The organism is Flavobacterium sp. xlx-214, from assembly GCF_013874595.1.
Taxonomy (GTDB): domain Bacteria; phylum Bacteroidota; class Bacteroidia; order Flavobacteriales; family Flavobacteriaceae; genus Flavobacterium.
Genome location: NZ_CP059431.1, coordinates 1,318,620 through 1,338,814, shown reverse-complemented (window position 1 = coordinate 1,338,814; position 20,195 = coordinate 1,318,620). Strand labels below are relative to the sequence as shown.

Annotated in this window: 21 protein-coding genes; 11 read left to right on the top strand and 10 right to left on the bottom strand. The window is 31.9% G+C overall.

Annotated elements, in window-relative coordinates:
- Nucleotides 1–5: 5 nt before the first annotated feature.
- Complete coding sequence (locus H1R17_RS06355) at nucleotides 6–1,055, bottom strand: cell wall metabolism sensor histidine kinase WalK (RefSeq protein WP_163432150.1); 1,050 nt, start codon at nucleotides 1,053–1,055, stop codon at nucleotides 6–8.
- A complete protein-coding gene (locus H1R17_RS06350; protein WP_163432149.1) occupies nucleotides 1,055–1,738 on the bottom strand; it encodes a response regulator in 684 nt (227 codons plus the stop codon). The genes H1R17_RS06355 and H1R17_RS06350 overlap by 1 nt, the downstream gene beginning before the upstream one ends.
- 181 nt (nucleotides 1,739–1,919) lie before the next feature.
- Here H1R17_RS06350 and H1R17_RS06345 point away from each other — a divergent pair, with 181 nt between their 5' ends.
- The 5 genes from H1R17_RS06345 to H1R17_RS06325 all read left to right on the top strand — a co-directional run bounded on the left by H1R17_RS06345 (nucleotide 1,920) and on the right by H1R17_RS06325 (nucleotide 8,446).
- Nucleotides 1,920–4,661, top strand: coding sequence for a TonB-dependent receptor (locus H1R17_RS06345; protein WP_163432148.1), 2,742 nt, complete (start codon nucleotides 1,920–1,922; stop codon nucleotides 4,659–4,661).
- A gap of 169 nt (nucleotides 4,662–4,830) precedes the next feature.
- Nucleotides 4,831–6,000: a hypothetical protein gene (locus H1R17_RS06340; protein WP_163432147.1), complete on the top strand. Its 1,170-nt coding sequence runs from the start codon at nucleotides 4,831–4,833 to the stop codon at nucleotides 5,998–6,000.
- A 106-nt stretch (nucleotides 6,001–6,106) separates the two neighbouring features.
- On the top strand, nucleotides 6,107–6,457 hold the full coding sequence (locus tag H1R17_RS06335) for a T9SS type A sorting domain-containing protein (RefSeq protein ID WP_163432146.1): 351 nt from the start codon (nucleotides 6,107–6,109) through the stop codon (nucleotides 6,455–6,457).
- Between the two features lie 121 nt (nucleotides 6,458–6,578).
- Entirely contained in the window at nucleotides 6,579–7,376 is a 798-nt protein-coding gene (locus H1R17_RS06330; RefSeq protein ID WP_163432145.1) for a T9SS type A sorting domain-containing protein, read from the top strand.
- Nucleotides 7,377–7,465: 89 nt separating this feature from the next.
- The gene (locus tag H1R17_RS06325; RefSeq protein ID WP_163432144.1) at nucleotides 7,466–8,446 is read left to right on the top strand and encodes an acyl transferase; all 981 of its coding nucleotides are present in this window, start codon (nucleotides 7,466–7,468) and stop codon (nucleotides 8,444–8,446) included.
- 2 nt (nucleotides 8,447–8,448) lie between these two features.
- Here H1R17_RS06325 and H1R17_RS06320 read toward each other — a convergent pair whose 3' ends face one another.
- The 5 genes from H1R17_RS06320 to H1R17_RS06300 form a co-directional block, all read right to left on the bottom strand.
- Nucleotides 8,449–9,252, bottom strand: a complete 804-nt coding sequence (locus tag H1R17_RS06320) for an energy transducer TonB (RefSeq protein ID WP_163432143.1) — start codon at nucleotides 9,250–9,252, stop codon at nucleotides 8,449–8,451.
- Between the two features lie 59 nt (nucleotides 9,253–9,311).
- On the bottom strand, nucleotides 9,312–10,604 hold the full coding sequence (tyrS, locus tag H1R17_RS06315) for a tyrosine--tRNA ligase (protein WP_163432142.1): 1,293 nt from the start codon (nucleotides 10,602–10,604) through the stop codon (nucleotides 9,312–9,314).
- 71 nt (nucleotides 10,605–10,675) lie between these two features.
- Nucleotides 10,676–11,077 carry a DUF4296 domain-containing protein gene (locus H1R17_RS06310; protein ID WP_163432141.1) on the bottom strand — a complete coding sequence of 134 codons (402 nt, stop codon included), beginning with the start codon at nucleotides 11,075–11,077 and terminating at the stop codon, nucleotides 10,676–10,678.
- 1 nt (nucleotide 11,078) lies between these two features.
- Complete coding sequence (locus tag H1R17_RS06305) at nucleotides 11,079–12,416, bottom strand: dihydroorotase (protein ID WP_163432140.1); 1,338 nt, start codon at nucleotides 12,414–12,416, stop codon at nucleotides 11,079–11,081.
- Entirely contained in the window at nucleotides 12,417–13,139 is a 723-nt protein-coding gene (locus H1R17_RS06300; protein ID WP_163432139.1) for a polyprenol monophosphomannose synthase, read from the bottom strand.
- A 98-nt stretch (nucleotides 13,140–13,237) separates the two neighbouring features.
- Between H1R17_RS06300 and H1R17_RS06295 the strand changes: the two genes are divergently transcribed.
- From H1R17_RS06295 to H1R17_RS06280, 4 genes are all read left to right on the top strand, one after another.
- Nucleotides 13,238–13,906 (top strand): DUF4271 domain-containing protein, encoded by a 669-nt coding sequence (locus H1R17_RS06295; RefSeq protein WP_163432138.1) that lies wholly within the window; start codon nucleotides 13,238–13,240, stop codon nucleotides 13,904–13,906.
- 14 nt (nucleotides 13,907–13,920) lie between these two features.
- The gene (locus tag H1R17_RS06290; protein WP_163432137.1) at nucleotides 13,921–14,664 is read left to right on the top strand and encodes a uroporphyrinogen-III synthase; all 744 of its coding nucleotides are present in this window, start codon (nucleotides 13,921–13,923) and stop codon (nucleotides 14,662–14,664) included.
- 91 nt (nucleotides 14,665–14,755) lie between these two features.
- The gene (locus tag H1R17_RS06285; RefSeq protein WP_163432135.1) at nucleotides 14,756–15,622 is read left to right on the top strand and encodes a DUF4476 domain-containing protein; all 867 of its coding nucleotides are present in this window, start codon (nucleotides 14,756–14,758) and stop codon (nucleotides 15,620–15,622) included.
- Between the two features lie 110 nt (nucleotides 15,623–15,732).
- The gene (locus tag H1R17_RS06280; RefSeq protein WP_305038445.1) at nucleotides 15,733–17,334 is read left to right on the top strand and encodes a fumarate hydratase; all 1,602 of its coding nucleotides are present in this window, start codon (nucleotides 15,733–15,735) and stop codon (nucleotides 17,332–17,334) included.
- A gap of 250 nt (nucleotides 17,335–17,584) precedes the next feature.
- On the opposite strand, the gene H1R17_RS06275 is transcribed toward H1R17_RS06280, so the two are convergent.
- From H1R17_RS06275 to H1R17_RS06265, 3 genes are all read right to left on the bottom strand, one after another.
- Nucleotides 17,585–18,094 carry a hypothetical protein gene (locus H1R17_RS06275; RefSeq protein WP_163432131.1) on the bottom strand — a complete coding sequence of 170 codons (510 nt, stop codon included), beginning with the start codon at nucleotides 18,092–18,094 and terminating at the stop codon, nucleotides 17,585–17,587.
- A gap of 167 nt (nucleotides 18,095–18,261) precedes the next feature.
- Nucleotides 18,262–18,582 carry a hypothetical protein gene (locus H1R17_RS06270; RefSeq protein ID WP_163432129.1) on the bottom strand — a complete coding sequence of 107 codons (321 nt, stop codon included), beginning with the start codon at nucleotides 18,580–18,582 and terminating at the stop codon, nucleotides 18,262–18,264.
- Between the two features lie 263 nt (nucleotides 18,583–18,845).
- Nucleotides 18,846–19,253: a hypothetical protein gene (locus H1R17_RS06265; protein ID WP_163432127.1), complete on the bottom strand. Its 408-nt coding sequence runs from the start codon at nucleotides 19,251–19,253 to the stop codon at nucleotides 18,846–18,848.
- A 240-nt stretch (nucleotides 19,254–19,493) separates the two neighbouring features.
- Here H1R17_RS06265 and H1R17_RS06260 point away from each other — a divergent pair, with 240 nt between their 5' ends.
- Together H1R17_RS06260 and H1R17_RS06255 are read left to right on the top strand one after the other, a co-directional pair.
- Complete coding sequence (locus tag H1R17_RS06260; RefSeq protein WP_163432125.1) at nucleotides 19,494–19,889, top strand: DUF4279 domain-containing protein; 396 nt, start codon at nucleotides 19,494–19,496, stop codon at nucleotides 19,887–19,889.
- A 3-nt stretch (nucleotides 19,890–19,892) separates the two neighbouring features.
- Entirely contained in the window at nucleotides 19,893–20,129 is a 237-nt protein-coding gene (locus H1R17_RS06255) for a hypothetical protein (protein ID WP_163432123.1), read from the top strand.
- Nucleotides 20,130–20,195 lie beyond the last annotated feature (66 nt).

Below are 20,195 nucleotides of genomic sequence, written 5' to 3'. Positions count from 1 at the left end.
AGCAGTTATTTTTTAACTGCTTTTTCTATAGTGAATGAAAATTCGGATCCTACGCCTACCTGACTTTCAACGTAAATATGTTCGTTATGGGCTTCTAAAATATGTTTTACAATAGATAAACCTAAACCAGAACCACCAATTTCTCGAGATCTGCTTGAATCGGTTCGATAAAAACGTTCAAATAAACGACCAATATGTTTTTTTTCGATACCAAAACCATTGTCTGTTATGCGTACCAATAATTTTTTATCGGTTAAACTTTCTATCGAAACCTCTGTTGTTCCATTATCTCTACCATATTTAATAGAATTATCAACCAAATTCAAAATCACTTGATTCATTTTTTCGCGATCGCCATTTACAAAAATCGATCTATAATGGTCTTTATCAAACATTAAAGTAATATCCTTTTTATCAGCTTTCATTTCAAGTAAATCAAAAACATTTTGAAAAAGCTCAATAATATCAAAGGTTTGTATGTTTAACTTAAGCTCATTACTTTCTAGCTTGGTAATCATATCCAAATCGCTCACAATATCAATTAAACGATCAATACCATGATCTGCACGTTCTAAATATTTTTTACGAATGGCTTTATCTTTTACTCCGCCATCAATCAATGTAGAAATATAACCCTGTACAGTAAACAGTGGCGTTTTTAACTCATGCGCAACATTGCCAATAAATTCTCTGCGGTATTCTTCTTGTACTTTTAATAATTCAATCTCTACTTTTTTATCGGTAGCAAACTTATTCACCTCGTACATTAAGGTTTGCATATCGGTTGTAATAGGTTGATTTCTTAGAACCGATTCATCTAAAATACTTACCTCTTTGTATATTTTTTGAATACGGCGATAAATAAACCGTTCTACACGATATTGCAATACAAAAAAACTAAAAGCAAAAAACAGTAACGTAAAAGTTACTGTAAAAAGTGCGTTTATATGAAAAAACAAATGTTGCAAACTTACCAAAAGTACTACTGCAAATAAAGTTATTACAGCAGCTGATTTTATTGCAAATTTGTATGATTTACGGTATTTTAAACCCATTAAATTTCTAATTTATAACCTACGCCTTTGATGGTTTTAAACAAATCATCGCCAATTTTTTCACGTAGTTTTCTTATGTGTACATCAATTGTTCTACCTCCAACAATTACTTCATTACCCCAAACTTTGTCAAGAATTTCTTCACGCTTAAACACTTTTCCAGGTTTTGACGCTAATAAATAAAACAATTCAAACTCTTTTCGTGGTAAAATAATCTCTTGTGTATCTTTAACAATCTTGTATTCCTCACGATTAATTTGAATGTTGCCAATTTTTAAGATATCCTCTACATTACTATCTTCTTTTACTCTGCGCAAAAGTGCTTTTACCTTACTAACCAATAATTTTGGTTTAATAGGCTTTGTAATATAATCATCGGCACCTACATCAAAACCAGCCACTTGCGAATAATCTTCGCCACGCGCCGTTAAAAATGTAATAATAGTACTTTGTAATTCTGGTAATTTGCGCATAGTTTCACATGCTTCAATACCATCCATTTCAGGCATCATTACATCTAAAATCACCAAATTAGGATGCTCTTTTTTAGCAATAGTTATTGCTTCTTTCCCATTGTTTGCCTTTAAAACCTGATATCCTTCAGCTTCTAAATTAAAACCTACAATCTCTAAAATATCAGCATCGTCATCTACCAATAATACTTTGATGTCTTTGTTTTTCATCTTTTTTTGCGTTGTTTTCGATTGTAAAATTAAAGATAAATAAAAAACAAACACGCACTTAACAATTATTTAATGTGGTAACGTTTTATTTACATAAACCCAACTTATTGATAAAATTTGAGTAACAATGCAGTAACGTAAACATAGTTCCTTTGCCTCGAAAAATTACAACACACACAAAATGAAATTAAATTTTTTGGCAGCAGCATTATTATTTGGAGCTGTGACTTATGCACAAGAATCGCAAACTATTAAAGGATATGTTTATGACTCTGCAAACAACAACACCCCTTTAGCTTACGCAACTGTAATGTTACAAAACACTGAATTTGGTGCAAATACAGATGAAAGTGGTTATTTTGAAATACAGTGTAATGAAGGTTCTTACATGTTAGAGGCATCTTATGTAGGTTACCAAACATATGTAATGCCTTATGCAACTACAGAACCTAAAGATGTATCAATTAACTTGGTTGCTGAAGATGCTAACTTAGACGAAGTAGTAATTACAGTTAATAATAAAAAATCAACTGAATCTGCTTTATTAAATGATCAACGTAAATCATTAGAAATAAAACAACAAATTGGCGCGCAAGAACTTTCAAGAAAAGGAGTTAGTGATGTAGCTGCAGCCGTAACCAAAACATCTGGTGTTACCAAACAAGAAAGTACAGGTGGTATTTTTGTACGTGGTTTAGGAGACCGTTACAACAGTACTACTATGAATGGATTACCAGTTGTATCAAACGATCCTGAAAAAAAGAACATTGAACTAGATTTATTTTCTACAGATATTGTTGATTACATCTCAATTGATAAAACATATGTTGTTAGAAACTCTGGAGATTTTGCTGGTGGTAACGTAGACATCAACTCTAAAAAACATACAGGCAAACCAACTTTTGGCGTTTCTTTAGGCGCTAGTGGCAACACAAACGCTTTAGGTGTAAAAGATTTTACTTTACAAGAAGGTCGTAACAAATTAGGCTTCAACAAAAACAACACCATTCCAAACAATCCGTTAGGTGCTTATAACTTTACAACGCCATTAAAAACATATAATGCGGTTCCGTTTGGATCAAACATTGCAGTAAATGGTGGTGGTTCTGTTTTAATAGGAAACGAAGGAAAATTAAACTTATTTGCTACCGCTTCTTTTGAAAACGATTATGGTTTCCGTGAAGGAATTGACAAACAAATAAGTGCAGAAGGAGCTAAATTAAAAGATTTATACCACAAACGTTTTAGCTACGATACCAAGACAACAGGTATGTTTAATGCAAATTACGATATAAATGCTAAAAACAGTGTAGATTATAATTTCCTATTTGTAAACTCTTCAAACCAATCACATGATGATTACCGTGGATATTTACGCGATATTTCTGACGAAGCTATTTTAACAAGAAATAGTTATGTTGAAAATCGTTTAATGACGCACCAATTATTAGGTAAACACGATGTTGCCGATAACCAAACTTTTACTTGGGGAATTTCACATAACACCATTAAAAGTTTTATGCCAGATAGAACCCAAACTATTTTAGGATATCGTGAAACTGTAAATGGATACACAATTGCAGGACAAACAGATTCTGATAACCACCGTTACTTTCATGATTTAAATGAAAATGAATTAGCAATTAATGCAGCATACGATTATAAATTTAATGCTACTGAAGATGGTTTATACAAAGGTAAGTTCACAGTAGGATATAACGGTAAAATGAAAAAACGTGAGTTTGAAGCACGTCAATTCAACTTAGATGTTACCGATGAGCAAAAGCAAATCTTGCGTGATGCTAACCCAAACAACTTAGACAACTTTTTCAACCAACAAAATTTTGAAGCTGGTTATTTTAATATTGCAACATTCCGCGGTAGCAACAACGCTTTAGAGCCACAATTTTACAACGGAGATTTAGATGTACATGCAGGTTTTGCAAATGTTGAATATCAATTATCATCAAAATTATTCGCAGTTCTTGGATTACGTTTTGAAAGAATTAGTCAAAATGTTGAATGGAAAACGCAGTTAGATAATACAGGCGACAGTAATTTATTTGAAAAGAATGCCTTTTTACCTAGTTTAAATTTAAAATACGAACTAACAGGTAACCAAAATTTACGTTTTGCAGCTTCTAAAACATATACAATGCCACAATTTAAAGAGCGTGCACCGTTTATTTACGAAGATGTAACCGAAATTAAATTTGGTAACCCTTATTTATATGCTTCAGACAATTACAATGTAGATCTTAAATGGGAAATTTTCCCTAAAAATGATGAGTTAATTTCAGCAACTATTTTTGGTAAATACATTCAAAACCCAATTAACGAAACCAACATTGCTTCTTCATCAAACGATATTTCGTACGCAAACACAGGAGATTATGGTTATGCAGCTGGTTTAGAAGTAGAATTACGCAAAAACATTTTTTACTTTAATGATGACGACAATAATAAATTATCATTCGGTATAAATGCTGCGTATATGAAAACAGATCAAGAGTTAGATTCTGAAAAAATTAAAGCAGAAACCAATGGTGAAAAAAACGTAACATTTACAAATACAAAATCTAGCTTTACAGGTGCATCAGAATTTTTAGGTAATGCAGATATTACTTACTTTAAAGCTTGGAACGATAAAAACATCATGGCAACTTTAGCTTATAACTACAATTCTGATAAACTTTATGCTGTTGGAGTTGAGAAAAAAGGTGATTTAGTTGACAAAGGTTTTGGAATGTTAGATTTTATCTTCAAAACTAAATTCAGTGAAAAATTTGGAATGGGCGTTTCTGCTAAAAATCTTTTAAACCCAAGTATTGATCGAGTTCAAGAAAATTTAGATAAAGATGTGTTGGTACGTTCATACAAATTAGGATCAACTTTCAGCATCTCATTAAATTACAACTTTTAATAATAAAAAAACACAGCAACACCAGCTGTGTTTTTTTTATCGCATAACATTAAAGTAACAAATATTTAAAATTAACAATCATTTAAATAACAATGCGTTAACGTTTAAAAAACAACAGTTACGCAACTTTGTATCAAATAAAAAAGTGAAATAAATTAGTAAAGAAATTATGAAAAAATCAATCAAAACTTTATTCGGTGTTCTATTAATGTCATCTTTAGTATTAGGAACTGTTAGCTGTGATGATAAAGAAGATCCAAAAGTAGACCAACCAACTAACACAAGTGATTTTAAAGTTGATGTAAATAAATTTGAAGGAACTATTACAAACGGTACAGTTACTTTAGATGCTTCAAAAGAACATAAATTAACAGGAAAATTAATTGTTGCAAATGGCGCAAAATTAGTAATACCAGCAGGAACTGTTATTGTAGGTACAGGTGGTACATCAGCTTACATTGCAGTTGCACAAGGAGGTAAAATTGAAGTAAACGGTACAGCTACTAACCCTGTAGTAATGACATCGGCAGAAAAAGCGCCAGGAAAATGGGGTGGTTTGGTAATTTGTGGTAAAGCACCTATTAACAAAGGAGCTACTGCAACAGCTGAGGTTTCTGACTTAACTTACGGTGGTACTGAAGCAAATGATAATTCAGGTTCTATTAAATATTTAAGAATTGAATACGCTGGAGCTAACTTTAGTTCTGAAAAAGAATTTAACGGTTTATCATTATTTGGTGTAGGTAGTGGTACAACTATTGAATACGTACAATTAACAAAAGGTTCTGATGATGGTATTGAATTCTTTGGTGGTACAGTTAACACAAAATACATTGTTTCTTCTTACAACGAAGATGATATGTTTGACTGGACTGAAGGATGGAACGGAACAAACGAAAATTGGTACGGTGTACAAGATGCTTCTACAGGAAACAGAGGTATTGAGGCAGATAACAACTCAAACAACCACAGTGCAGCACCTATATCTTTCCCAACTATCAAAAACCTTACATTAATTGGTCGTGGTACAGCAAGTACAGAACCACAAGGTATGAAATTAAGAGTGGGTACTTTTGTATCAATTGACAACGTTGTGTTGAAAAATTTCGCAACTGGAATTGATGTAGAACACGATGAAACTTTAGCTGCTATTGCAACAGGAAAATTAAAAGTAACAAATGTTAAATTTGACACAGTTACTACTAAGTCTAAAGGCAAGAAAACAGATGGTACAAGTGCAGACGCAAGTGCAGTTTTCACAGAAAACGCTAATGCTTCTGGTGCAGGAAACGGCACTTCTGTTCCAACTTGGGCTCAAGGATGGACAACAGGATTGTAATAAATTTCTTAATATTTTCACAAATAACCTCAAAATTACTTTGAGGTTATTTTTTTGGTATTTTATTTGATATTATTTTGTATATTTACGTATTAAAACAAAATTGATGAAAGAAAAATACTTATATATATTCTTATTATTTATAACCATTAGCTTTTCAACGCAAGCGCAAACAGCTAAAAATAGTGGAATAGCAGAAAACATAAAAACCGAAAATACTTTAGACAAGGTTCAAATTTATCCGAACCCAGTTACAAGTGGAAAAATTTATGTAAACACAGAGTCAAACTCAAACAAAGAAATTGAGCTGTATGATATGTTAGGAAAAAGAGTTCTATCAACTGAGATGAACACCTACCAAAAAGAATTAAATGTTACCAATTTAAAAGCGGGAGTTTACATTTTGAAAATCACCGAGAAAAGTAACAGTATTACTAGAAAAATAATTATTAAATAGATTATAAAGTCCGTTGCATTGCACGGACTTTTTTATTGTAAACAATTTAGTAACATCATTTTGTTTTTTGCTTACAACAATTTACCGTAAATTTGCATTATAATTTAAAACTCACATTGATATGAAAAAAATTTACTCTTTAATTACAATTTTAGCTGCTTCTTTTGCAGTAAATGCGCAAACTGCATTGAACACTAATGGAAGTTTAGAAAGTTGGACTGATGGTACAACCCAAGCTGCAGGTTGGTTCATGAACACTGCCAACCTTACAAGCGGTATCATTACAAAACAAACAGGTGCAAATGCTCAAGATGGTACAGTTTATGTAACTTTACAAGCTAAATCAGGAACAAGCGGTAACAACCAAGTTGGTTTAGCAGATATTACTGTAACTCCAGGAGAAGAATATACAATTACTTATTGGGTTAAAGGTGCATCAGCTACTTCAAACTTTAAACATTGGGGGCAATGGAGAGATAGTTCTGCTGCAATTTCTGGTGTAACTGATGATTTTCAACCTGCAAATCCTGTTACAACAGGTACTACATGGACAAAAGTTACTGCAACTGCAACTGCTCCTGCAACTGCAACTATTCTAAGATTTACATTTAGAAACTACACAGCTAGTAGTGATATGGATATTGACAACGTTGTTGTATTTGAAACAAACGCTGCTTCAGTTAAAGAAAATAACATCTTAGGTTTAAACATATTTCCTAATCCTGCAACTGATATCATCAACATTACTTCAAACAGTAATTTAGAGAAAAACGTACAGTTGTTTGATTTAACAGGTAAAAAAGTATTAGATACTACAGTAGTTTCTGAAATGAATGTATCTTCATTAAACGCAGGTATTTACGTTGCTAAAATTACCGAAGCTGGTAAAACAGCTACTCGTAAAATTGTTATTAAATAATTTAGTTAGTTAATTATATTTTTTAAAAAGCATCTCTTTTTTTGAGATGCTTTTTTATTTGTAAATTTGCTTTTTTAAAACGAAGCATTGTGTTTACACCTCAAGATATCATCTCCATTCAAACAACCAAAGAATTTCATAAAACTGCTATGAAAATCTTTCGTTATCAATTTGAACACAACGAAGTATATCAAAAGTACTGTTTGCTTTTAAAAAAGAGCCCTGCAAACGTAAAACACATTACCGAAGTTCCCTTTTTGCCTATAGAATTCTTTAAATCAAAAGACATTCTTAGCACTACAAATCCAATCCAAACCACCTTTACAAGTAGTGGTACTACAGGCACAATAACATCTAAACACCATGTAACTGATATTGCTTTTTACGAAGCAAGCTTTCGCAGTGCCTTTTCTAAATTTTACGGAAATATTGAAGATTATGTCGTTTTAGCCTTACTTCCCTCCTATTTAGAACGCGATGGTTCTTCTTTAATTTATATGGTAAATGATTTAATTGAAGGCTCCAACCATCCCGATTCTGACTTTTATTTAAATAATTACCAAGAATTAGCCAACAAGTTAATTCAGTTGGATAACGAAGGACAAAATGTACTACTTATTGGCGTTACCTATGCTTTGTTGGATTTAATTGAATTGCAGAAATTCAACCTTAAAAACACCATTATTATGGAAACGGGTGGTATGAAAGGTAAACGAAAGGAAATGATTCGCGAAGAATTACATAGTATTTTAACCGAAGGTTTTGGCGTGGAAAAAATACATTCTGAATACGGTATGACTGAGTTGCTTTCTCAGGCTTATTCGTTTGGCGATGGTATTTTTGAGTGTCCGTCGTGGATGGATGTTATGATTCGCGATACCGAAGATCCTTTAACTTTGTTAAATGAAGGAAAAACAGGCGGTATTAATGTAATTGATTTAGCAAACATTAACTCGTGTAGTTTTATTGCTACACAAGATTTAGGAAAGAAATACGAAAACTTTTCTTTTGAAGTTTTAGGTAGATTTGATAATTCTGATATTCGCGGTTGTAATTTAATGGTTTATTAAACCTAATTCTTTGTTACAAAATCAAGTCTATTTAAAGTTAAGTAGGCAAGCTGTCTGTTTTCTGATGTAATTTTAATAGTACCAAAAAATGTTTCGTTTTCAAAAAACATATGTCTTGAAAAGTAATTCATTTCGTTGTGTGGTACTTCTAACCATTTAAGGTAATACCCTTTTGTAACATTATTTTTTTCAACAGCTGCTTCAGTAGATTTATTTTCGGTTGTATTTTTTCTTTGTACTGATACGCTATATGATATTAACTTATCTTTAGATTCATAATAATACACCTGCTCTTTAGCATCAAAATTAACCAGCTCACAATTACACTTAAACTCAAAATTTGACTGCTGAACCGTAATGTTATCTAATGATTTTACAAAAGCGTCAATTTCTTCGTTTGATACATAATAAGGCTTATCGTTTTTGGTTTCATCTTTTCTTACATAAAAATCCATACCCATAATAAAAGCATACCCAACATCCTCTCCATTTAGCTTGGCAGGTTGCCATTTGCCCATTTGCAGCAACACACGTTTTGCCTCATTGCTTATACCGTATTTATCGTTTCCTACTTGTATATTGGTTAATGACCCGTCTTTTTCAACATTAAACTTAAGTTTCAGGTTAATTTCAGTTACATTTTCTGGCAAAAAAGAAGTATTGAATACTTTTTTAAACTGAGAATAGAACGCAGGCAATCCTTCTTTGGGTGCTGGTTTCTTATCTACCATTTTAGGAAAATCATTTTGAGCAACCAAAACTTGCTGAAAAAATAAAATAAGAATAATAAAAACGGTTCTTTTCATAGATTGAATTTAACATTCTAATATAAACAAAAAAACCTCAGTTTTCACTGAGGTTTTTACTATTGTACATTTAAAACAAAGTAATTTTTCTTTCCGCGTTGCAACAAAACAAACTGATTGTTGATTAAATCGGCTGTGGTTAAATTAAAACCTTCTTGCACTTTTTCACGATTTACCGAAATAGAATTCTCGGTTAACGCGCGGCGTGCTTCTCCATTTGATTTCATAAAGCCCGATTTAGCATTTAATACCTCAACAATATCAATTCCTGCTTTTAAATCGTCCATCGAAATTTCAGCTTGCGGAACACCGTCAAAAACATCTAAAAATGTTTTAGCATCTAACGATTTTAAATCGTCTGCCGAAGCATTTCCAAATAAAATTCCCGATGCTTTTACAGCGTTTTCAAAATCTTCACGCGAGTGAACCATTACCGTTACTTCTTCGGCTAAACGTTTTTGAAGCGGACGTAAATGCGGTGCCTCATTATGTTCTGCAACTAATTTTTCAATATCTTCTTTTGATAAAAAAGTAAAGATTTTAATGTATTTTTCAGCATCAGCATCCGATGTATTTAACCAATATTGGTAAAATTTGTAAGGCGATGTACGTTCTGCATCTAACCAAATGTTTCCTCCTTCTGATTTTCCGAATTTTGTTCCATCTGCTTTTGTAATTAAAGGACACGTTAAAGCATAAGCCTTTCCTTGCTCTTTTCTACGGATTAACTCGGTACCTGTGGTAATATTTCCCCATTGATCCGATCCTCCCATTTGCAACGTACAACTTTTCTGGTTGTATAAATGCAAGAAATCGTATCCTTGAACCAATTGATAGGTAAATTCTGTAAACGACATACCATCGGCAGTTTCGCCTGTTAAACGTTTTTTTACCGAATCTTTTGCCATCATGTAATTTACGGTAATGTGTTTACCTACATCGCGAATAAATCCTAAGAACGAAAATTCTTTCATCCAATCGTAATTATTCACCATTTCGGCAGCATTTGCAGCATTCGATTCAAAATCTAAAAATTTAGACAATTGATTTTTAATTGCGTTTTGGTTGTGTAGCAAAGCAGCTTCGTCTAACAAATTACGCTCGTTTGATTTTCCAGACGGATCACCAATCATACCTGTTGCACCACCAACTAACGCTAAAGGTTTGTGGCCAGCAGTTTGAAAATGCTTTAACAACATTACACCCACTAAATGACCTATATGCAATGAATCGGCAGTTGGATCAATTCCCACATACGCAACACGCATTTGCTCCATCAAATGTTCTTCTGTGCCTGGCATTACGTCGTGGAGCATACCTCTCCAAGTCACTTCTTCAATAAAATTTTTCATCGTAAAAAATATGTTTTTGCAAATATAACACTTTCAAAAAGAAAGAAAGTCCAAATTAATGGACTTTCCTATTATTCGATACCTCGTACAAAGGGAATATCTTTTATTTTAATTACTTTAATTTCGTCATCTTCTCCTTTTTCTGGTGGTAAAGCTCTGGTTTCATCTAATTTCTTTTGTAATCTTTTTTGAACCGAATCATAAATAACCTCATACAACTCAGGGTTTTTTTGATAGCTGTTCTGCGCTTCAATGAATTTTAAACTATCTAAACCATGTTTTTTTAGAATGCTTTGATACGTTACCAAATACTGCACAGAATCGCGCTTACTTGTAACCGAACGAATACTTGATGCAATAGTTAAATCGGTTAAAACATCAACCATTTTTTCTTGAGAAACACTGTAATTTGGCTTCTTAGAACATCCCAAAAGCAATCCAAAAACTAAAATTATAGAAAATAGCTGTTTCATTTTATCTATTAAAAAGTAAGCGCTTTCCAAAACGATTTTCACTAATAACTCCGTTTTCCATAACAACATTTCCGTTTAAAACCGTAGAAATCACTTTAGTTTTAAACTCTTTCCCTTCAAAAGGAGACCAGCCGCACTTTGCCAACACGTTTTCTTTGGTAACTGTCCAAGCATCGCTGTTTAAATCAACCAAAGCTAAATCGGCAAAAAAGCCTTCTTTTACAAACCCGCGCTTTTCAATTTTAAAAAGAGTTGCAGGATTGTGCATCATTTTTTGAGCTACTTTTTCTAAAGAAATTTTTCCTTGTTTAGCAAACTCTATCATTGTAATTAACGAATGTTGTACTAACGGACCGCCCGATGGTGCTTGTAAATATTTTTGTGATTTTTCTTCTAATGTATGAGGTGCGTGATCGGTTGCAATTACATCTATACGGTCATCTAATAAAGCTTCCCAAATTTTTTCACGATCAGCAGCCGATTTTACCGCAGGATTCCATTTAATAAAATTACCTTTTGTTGCATAATCTTCATCTGAAAAATACAAATGGTGCACACAAACTTCGGCAGTAATCATTTTTTCTTCCAACGGAATATCGTTTCTAAATAAATCGGTTTCTTTTCCTGTACTAATATGAAAAATATGCAAACGCGCGCCCGTTTTCTTTGCCAGTTCAATAGCTTTTGATGATGATTTATAACACGCTTCGGCACTGCGAATTACAGGATGTTGCGAAACTGGAATATCGTCTCCAAACTGTTCTTTCGCTTTCTCTAAGTTTTCGCGAATGGTTTGTTCGTATTCACAATGTACCGCAATTAACATTTTGGTAGATGAAAATATTTTCTCTAAAACAGCTTCATTATCAACCAACATATTTCCTGTTGATGATCCTAAAAACAATTTAATACCTGCAACATTACGGGGATTTGTTTTTAAAACCTCTTCTAAATTATCATTGGTTCCGCCCATCATAAACGAATAGTTAGCATACGATGTTTGGGCTGCGGTTTGGTATTTTTCTTCTAAAATTTCTTGAGTAACCGCATTAGGCACTGTGTTGGGTTGTTCTATGAACGATGTAACTCCGCCCGCAATAGCGGCTTTAGATTCTGTGGCAATGGTACCTTTATGTGTTAAACCTGGCTCACGAAAATGCACTTGATCGTCAATTACACCTGGAAAAATATGCAGACCTTCAGCATCAATTATTTTATCTGCTGGTTGGTTTATTTCTTCTGCAATTTTTGAAATGATTTCGTTTTCAATGAAAATATCACTCTTAAAAATTGTTCCTTCGTTAACAATGGTTCCGTTTTTTATTAATAGCGTACTCATTTATAATTTATTAAATAGTTTTTTAAAACGTAATTGTAAAACTCCTAAAACAGCTTCTTTAATGATGCCGCCCGACATTTTTGATTTTCCTTTAGTGCGATCGGTAAAAATAATAGGCACTTCTACCAATTTAAAGGTACGAGAAAATGCGCGATATTTCATCTCGATTTGAAAAGCATATCCCACAAATTTTATTCGCTCTAAATTTATTTGCTCTAAAACCTTTCTGTTGTAGCAAATAAAACCTGCTGTGGTATCCATTACTTTCATTCCTGTAATAAAACGCACGTAAACCGATGCAAAATAAGACAACAACACTCTGCTTAATGGCCAGTTTACCACATTAACTCCTTTTACGTAACGCGAACCTATAGCTACATCAGCACCGTTTTCACAAGCTTGCAGCAATAAAGGTAAATCGTTTGGATTGTGCGAAAAATCGGCATCCATTTCAAAAATATAAGTGTAGTTATTTTTTAATGCCCAATTAAACCCCGCAACATAAGCAGTTCCCAATCCATTTTTCTTCATTCTTTTCTTAAGAAAAATTCTGTTAGGATATTCCTTTGCTATTTGCAAAACTTTATCAGCTGTACCATCTGGTGAATTATCATCTACCACCAAAACATCCATTGGCGTAGTTACATTCATAACGGCAATTAAAATATCTTCAATATTTTCTATTTCGTTAAAAGTAGGTATTACAACTAAGTTTTGCTTCATAGTAAAATTATTGGCAAATGTAACTTTTTTTAAAAGTAGTTTTCTTAATAAAAATAGAAGATTTTTTTCGGCATAAAATTACTACTTTTACAACGTTTATGGAAATAGATTTTTTAAATAGGAATGATTTTTCGGTTGATTGGGCAACACTTTTGTTTGTTGTTACTTTTGCCGCTATTGTTATTACTCGAAATGCCTTTCCTAATCGTTTTGAAGATTTTACCAAATTAGCGTTTTCAAATAAATATCTTTCTACCTACCGCGATACCAACAACATGAAAAGTACTTTTAACATAAGTATGTTTTTTGTACAAATGGTATCAATTAGTTTATTCATACATTACATTATTAGTTTAGCTAATTTTTCTGAGCTTAATAGTTTTAGATCGTATGTAAGAATATTAAGTGTATTGTTATTTTTTGTTTTGGTAAAGTACTTTATTGAAAAAATTATTGCGCTTTGTTTTGATATGGAAGACTTTGCAGAGCAATACAACCTTGTAAAAGTTACCTACCGTTCTTACTTAGGTTTGCTTTTGTTTCCTATTATATGTATTCTGTTTTACAACAACATACAATTTGATTATTTTTTATGGATTGTATTGGGCTTATTTTTACTATCAAACGCTATTTTGTTTTTTTTACTTTTAAAAAACTATCAAAAGTTATTTACTAAGTTTATTTTCTATTTTATTTTGTATCTTTGCACCTTTGAAATAGCTCCCTATTTTATTTTATATCATTGGTTTGTTGTTTCTAAGACATAAAGAAAAAAATTATCATGAAAGTGAAATCAATTTTGGTGTCACAGCCAGAACCTAAAGTAGAAAACTCACCGTATTTTGACATTCAGCAGAAATACAAAGTAAAAATTGACTTTAGACCTTTCATTCACGTTGAGGGTGTAAATGCCAAAGAGGTACGTCAACAAAAAATTGACTTAAACAACTACACATCCATCATTCTTACCAGTAAAAACTCTGTAGATCATTACTTTAGAGTTGCAGAAGAAATGCGCTTTAAAGTTCCTGAAACCATGAAGTATTTTTGCCAATCAGAAGCTATTGCTTATTATTTACAGAAATATGTGGTTTATCGTAAACGTAAAATTTATGTAGGACAGAAAGATTTTGCTGATATGGCTCCGCTTATTAAAAAGTTTAAAGACGATAAGTTTTTATTACCAGCATCAGACAAATTAAACGATGACGTTCCACAAACTTTAAATGAATTAGGCGTAAACTGGAAACAAGGCATCTTTTTCTTAACTGCCATGAGTGATTTATCGGATTTAAAAGATGTAAAATACGATGTTTTATGTTTCTTTAGTCCAACCGGAATTAACTCTTTGTTCAAAAACTTTCCAGATTTTGTACAAGGCGAAACAAGAATTGGTGTTTTTGGTAGTACCACTAAAAAAGAAGCCGAAGAGCATGGATTGCGTGTAGATATTATGGCGCCTACTCCTGAAGCCCCTTCAATGACCATGGCTATTGACAAATACATTGCAAAAGTGAATAAATAATATACAAATCCTCTTCAAATGAAGAGGATTTTTTTGTTACTTTAATCGCTTTGGCACGATTCATGAAATGCCTATTAAAAAACCAATAATTATGAGAAAAATAATTACTCTTAGTGCGCTTTTCATAAGCATTATATCGTTTGCACAAGAAGCAGGTAAAAAAGGAGAACTTCTAAAAAATGAAGCTTCTGCTAAAGAAATGCAAACCATACAAACCAACAGCACATCGCGTAGCATGGTTCGTTCAGACCAATCAAGAAGTAGAAATACATCAAGAGGTAACGACAGAAATACCAATACTCGTTATTACTGGAATCAAAACTCGGGCTATTCTGAAGTTTTTTTACGCATTCCTGAATATGGTTATTTCACGGTTGAAATAGACGATCAAGCTATTAGCTCGTCTTCTGGAAAATATCGTTTTTTCGATTTAAAATCAGGCAGAATGTCGTTGGCAATCTATCAAGATGGTTACTTAATGTATCGTACCCAACTAAATGTGCGCAACAACACGCGTATGGTGTTAGATTATTTCAGTAATTACGGGCTTTATTTGTTAGATTCGTACAAAGTACAAGGGCAAATGTATGGTTTTAACGAATGGGATGATGTTTGGAACAATCCATACCAAAACAACCAACCAGGTTATGATAATTCTAGAGATCGTGCTATGGATAATCGTTCGTTTGATAGTTTTCTTCAAACATTAAAAAGAAATGTCAACTTTGATAAAGATCGATTAAAATACATTGAACAACAAACCCGATCATCGTTTTTTACATCGCAACAAATTAAAACATTATTGACCGATTTTAGTTTTGACGAGACCCGTTTACAAGCAGGAAAATTGTTATACGATTACTGTGTAGACCGCTCTAACTTCCATATAGTCTACGATGCTTTTGATTTTGAGCGAAACAAAAAAGATTTAATGAATTACATATCTAAAAAAAGATAAGAGAAGGAAACTTCTCTTTTTTTATGTTTAAAATCCACCTAAATTTAGAGTGAATCTAAAATCATATTTCAGTAAATTTACAAAGCTAAATAACAATTAATATCAAAATGATTGATTTTATATACCAGGACTCTTTTCCTGTACAAAAAGATGATACTCAGTATCGTAAAATTACCTCAGATTACGTTAAAGTAGAAAAATTAGGCAATCGTGAAATACTAACGGTGGATCCTAAAGGCTTGGAATTACTAGCCGAAACTGCTATGACCGATGTTTCTTTTATGTTGCGTACAGCGCACTTAGAAAAACTAAAAAACATTATTGACGATCCTGAAGCTACAGATAACGATCGTTTTGTTGCCTATAACTTATTGCAAAATGCAGCTGTTGCGGTGAATGGTGAATTACCATCGTGCCAAGATACAGGTACGGCGATTGTAATGGCAAAAAAGGGAGAGAATGTGTATACAGGTTCTGATGATACGGAAGCTTTATCGAAAGGAATTTTCAATACCTATATCAATAAAAACCTACGTTATTCTCAAATCGTGCCTATTTCAATGTTCGAAGAGAAAAATTCGGGATCAAACTTACCTGCTCAAATTGATATCTATGCTAAAAAAGGCAATTCGTACGAGTTTTTATTTTTAGCAAAAGGCGGTGGATCAGCAAACAAAACGTTTTTGTACCAACAAACCAAATCGTTATTAAATGATAAATCGTTAGAAACCTTTGTGAAAGCTAAAATTATGGATTTAGGTACAGCAGCGTGTCCACCGTATCACTTGGCTTTGGTAATTGGGGGTACTTCTGCCGAAGCTACTTTGGCTACCGTGAAAAAAGCATCGGCTGGGTATTATGACAACTTACCTACCTCAGGAAACATGGCTGGGCAAGCATTTCGCGATTTGGAATGGGAAGAACGTGTGAAGAAAATTTGTCAGGAATCAGGAGTAGGAGCGCAATTTGGTGGAAAATACTTGGTGCATGATGTACGTGTGATTCGTTTACCTCGTCACGCAGCTTCTTGTCCTGTTGGTTTAGGTGTTTCATGTTCTGCGGACAGAAACATCAAAGGAAAAATTACAGCTGAAGGTATTTTTGTAGAGCAATTAGAAACAAATCCGGCACGTTTATTACCAGAAACAGCTCCGCATTTGGAAGCTCCGGTTTCTATTGATTTAGATCAGCCAATGGAAAACATTTTGGCAGAATTAACGAAGCATCCAATCAAAACTCGATTGATGTTAAACGGAACTGTGATTGTGGCGCGCGATATTGCACACGCTAAAATCAAAGAAATGTTAGATAACGGACAACCAATGCCTGACTATTTTAAAAATCATCCTGTGTATTACGCAGGTCCTGCAAAAACACCTGAAGGAATGGCTTCGGGTTCTTTCGGACCAACAACGGCAGGGCGTATGGATAGTTATGTAGATCAATTTCAAGCAGCAGGTGGATCGATGATTATGTTGGCGAAAGGAAACCGATCGCAACAAGTTACCGATGCTTGTGCAAAACATGGTGGTTTCTATTTAGGATCGATCGGTGGACCAGCAGCTATCTTGGCTCAAGATAATATTTTGAAAGTTGAAGTGGTGGATTTTCCAGAATTAGGTATGGAAGCTGTTCGTAAAATTACAGTGAAAGATTTCCCTGCTTTTATTATTACAGACGATAAAGGAAACGACTTTTTTCAGAATTTATAAGCTGTACTTAGCTTTTCGTTAATAAAAAAGCCCTGTAAGGTAGTAACTTTACAGGGCTTTTTATGTTTGGTTGTTTGCTTTTAGAGTAATGAATGTAAGAAACTTAAAATCCCAGTCATCCTCAACTTGTTTCAGGATCTCGCAAATGCTTTTCTACTTTATGCTATTCCAAATCAAGTTTGGAATGACGAAGGTGCAATTAAATTTTGTAAATATTAACACTCAAAAAATCAAAAAATAATTTAGAATTTTAATAAATATAAGGATCTAAATATTCACCACTTTCAACTTGCTTATTTTTAATTAAAACTGATTCTTCATCTATATTCCAAGGCGTTTTATCTCTATACATTTCGTGTTTTTTTATTCCTAATGTATCAAATAAGTAAAGAGTATCTCTATTAATTATCTTTACAACAAAAACATCTTTACAATTTAGAATTATTGTTGAGTCATTTTTTATTTCCCATTGATTACATAACCCTATAAGATTTGGTTTTGGTCCCAAAAACTCTATAAATCTATTACCATCTCTAGATTTTGCAAATTTATCACAAACAAAATTGCTATAAATAAGATAGCTTTTATAATAGTGATGATAATACGACGTATCCTTTAATTCTACAAAATTTTTCATTGTAATATCCCACATCGCCATACTGTCGTTGGTAAGATATTGCTTTAATTCTTCTTTTTTTGTTTTGTTGCAGCTTATTAAGCAGAAAAAAATCACGAAAACTATAGCAACATTAATTATCAAATTACTTTTTTTTATCATATCTAATCAAGACAAATGAATATAACTCAATTATTCTAAAACCCCAATCATCCTGAACTTGTTTCAGGATTTTACAAATACTTTTCTACTTTAAACGATTCCAAATCAAGTTTGGAATGACGGACTGTATGTTATTTTAATAAGAATTTTCAAAAGTAAAAATGAATACTTGTTTTATATTCTAAAGCTAATTCAAACATTTTTATAAAGTCAGCTAATTTAAACGGATACCTTTTTAATTCATCTAAAATTAAGCGTATAAAAGTTAAATTTGTTATATGCTCTTCTTCATAGTCATCAATAATAGTACCTGCTATTTTATTAATTAAGTCAAAAACACCATTATTCCATAAATCATCAAATTGTTTTTCTGTTAATATTAATTCTACCAATTGATTAGGCAATGCGTTATCATAATCTAATAAGTATTCTGCCTCTTTATCTTTAGGTACTACTATTATTTTTGCCATATTTATATTATCTAAAACAGTATCATAAGCCTACTATAAACAAAATACGGATAACTATTAAAAATTAATCCCCTTCAATTCATTTTAGCTAAACGCCAGTCATCCTGAACTTGTTTCAGGATCTCACAAGTGTTTTTCTACTTTAAACGATTCCAAATCAAGTTTGGAATGATGGGCTGTGTGTTATTTAGCTTTTAATAATAAATTCTTTTTACCTTAGTTTCTATAAATGATTTAAAAAATGTATCTGTAATTTAATAACACTAGTGACTAATTTTTAATTCCCCTTCTTCATTAGCTTCTAAAGTTAATCCAAAATTACTAGCATCGCCAATACTAGCATTTTCAATTTTATATTTTGTATTAGGTTGTATAGTAAAATCATCAAGTTTCTTGTTTTCTAACCAATCTTTAAAATATATAAAATTAACGGTATCCATTTTATTTAATGAAAGCAAATACTTTTTGTGTTTCATTTTGCTTTTAACAATAACAATATCACTTGTTTTTAAATTCTCAATAATGATCTTACTTATATTACATTCAGAGATAATTACTTGTTTTTTTTCATCAAAACTAATTGTATTACTACCACAAGAATATATAAATAGTAGAATTGATATACATAAAACATTTCTAAAATTAATTCCCTTTATATTTTTGATACTCATAATTAAATTCATTAAGTACATCAATAAAACCCACATCCATCCTTAACTTGTTCAGTATCTCACAAGTATTTTCCTTCTTTATGTGATTCCAAAACAAGTTTTGAATGATAGGCTTTATGTTATTTATTCAATAATATTAAATTCTTTTCTTTTAGTTGTTTTAATTAATTTAGATAACAACATTATAAATCTAATAAATTAAAACCATACTCATTTAGTTATATTTGATCAAACAAAAAAATGGACACAAAAGGTAAAATATATTTAGCAATTAAAACTGATAACCCTAATTACACGATAGATTGGTTCCATAAAAACATTTCATTACATCCTACCGAGTTTAATCTAATGTTTGAAAGAGGTAATGTACCAAAAAGTACAAGTTGGATATTTTCTACTGGAGAATTAATCAATGCAGATTACTCAGAGGAATTAATTGATTTGATTAACAAATTGAGTATTTATGAAAATCAATTAATAAAGTTAAAAAACACTTATTCAGATATAAATTTTACTTTACAAATTGTAATATTTTTAGGCTCTAATAATCCTTCTTTAAATTTTAATCCATTTGTTATTTCTTTTATTAATAAACTTAGTGCAAATATTGACTGCGACATTTATAATAATTTATAAAAAATGAAACATTTAACAATAAAACATTTCCTTACTATATATACTGATAGATTAAAGATGCAAGAAGAAGGTATAACTAATCCTACATCAGAAATGATAATTTTTACTAAAAAAATTATTGCATTATTATCAACTTTACCCGAAGATGATATTGTTAAATTAACAGAGATGAACTTAATTGATGAGAATGGTACAGTACTAATTAATTTTACTACTAAAAAAGTATTTAAAAAACAGTAAACAAAGAAAACCCAACAACTCACTTTAAAAATTTCAATCCATTTTAACTAAACCTCAGTCATCCTG

Bases quoted from the DNA above. Each gene is read 5' to 3' on its own strand.
- H1R17_RS06355 (WP_163432150.1), bottom strand. From the start codon at position 1,055: ATGGGTTTAAAATACCGTAAATCATACAAATTTGCAATAAAATCAGCT.
- H1R17_RS06350 (WP_163432149.1), bottom strand. From the start codon at position 1,738: ATGAAAAACAAAGACATCAAAGTATTATTGGTAGATGACGATGCTGAT.
- H1R17_RS06345 (WP_163432148.1), top strand. From the start codon at position 1,920: ATGAAATTAAATTTTTTGGCAGCAGCATTATTATTTGGAGCTGTGACT.
- H1R17_RS06340 (WP_163432147.1), top strand. From the start codon at position 4,831: ATGAAAAAATCAATCAAAACTTTATTCGGTGTTCTATTAATGTCATCT.
- H1R17_RS06335 (WP_163432146.1), top strand. From the start codon at position 6,107: ATGAAAGAAAAATACTTATATATATTCTTATTATTTATAACCATTAGC.
- H1R17_RS06330 (WP_163432145.1), top strand. From the start codon at position 6,579: ATGAAAAAAATTTACTCTTTAATTACAATTTTAGCTGCTTCTTTTGCA.
- H1R17_RS06320 (WP_163432143.1), bottom strand. From the start codon at position 9,252: ATGAAAAGAACCGTTTTTATTATTCTTATTTTATTTTTTCAGCAAGTT.
- tyrS (WP_163432142.1), bottom strand. From the start codon at position 10,604: ATGAAAAATTTTATTGAAGAAGTGACTTGGAGAGGTATGCTCCACGAC.
- H1R17_RS06310 (WP_163432141.1), bottom strand. From the start codon at position 11,077: ATGAAACAGCTATTTTCTATAATTTTAGTTTTTGGATTGCTTTTGGGA.
- H1R17_RS06305 (WP_163432140.1), bottom strand. From the start codon at position 12,416: ATGAGTACGCTATTAATAAAAAACGGAACCATTGTTAACGAAGGAACA.
- H1R17_RS06300 (WP_163432139.1), bottom strand. From the start codon at position 13,139: ATGAAGCAAAACTTAGTTGTAATACCTACTTTTAACGAAATAGAAAAT.
- H1R17_RS06295 (WP_163432138.1), top strand. From the start codon at position 13,238: ATGGAAATAGATTTTTTAAATAGGAATGATTTTTCGGTTGATTGGGCA.
- H1R17_RS06290 (WP_163432137.1), top strand. From the start codon at position 13,921: ATGAAAGTGAAATCAATTTTGGTGTCACAGCCAGAACCTAAAGTAGAA.
- H1R17_RS06285 (WP_163432135.1), top strand. From the start codon at position 14,756: ATGAGAAAAATAATTACTCTTAGTGCGCTTTTCATAAGCATTATATCG.
- H1R17_RS06270 (WP_163432129.1), bottom strand. From the start codon at position 18,582: ATGGCAAAAATAATAGTAGTACCTAAAGATAAAGAGGCAGAATACTTA.
- H1R17_RS06265 (WP_163432127.1), bottom strand. From the start codon at position 19,253: ATGAGTATCAAAAATATAAAGGGAATTAATTTTAGAAATGTTTTATGT.
- H1R17_RS06260 (WP_163432125.1), top strand. From the start codon at position 19,494: ATGGACACAAAAGGTAAAATATATTTAGCAATTAAAACTGATAACCCT.
- H1R17_RS06255 (WP_163432123.1), top strand. From the start codon at position 19,893: ATGAAACATTTAACAATAAAACATTTCCTTACTATATATACTGATAGA.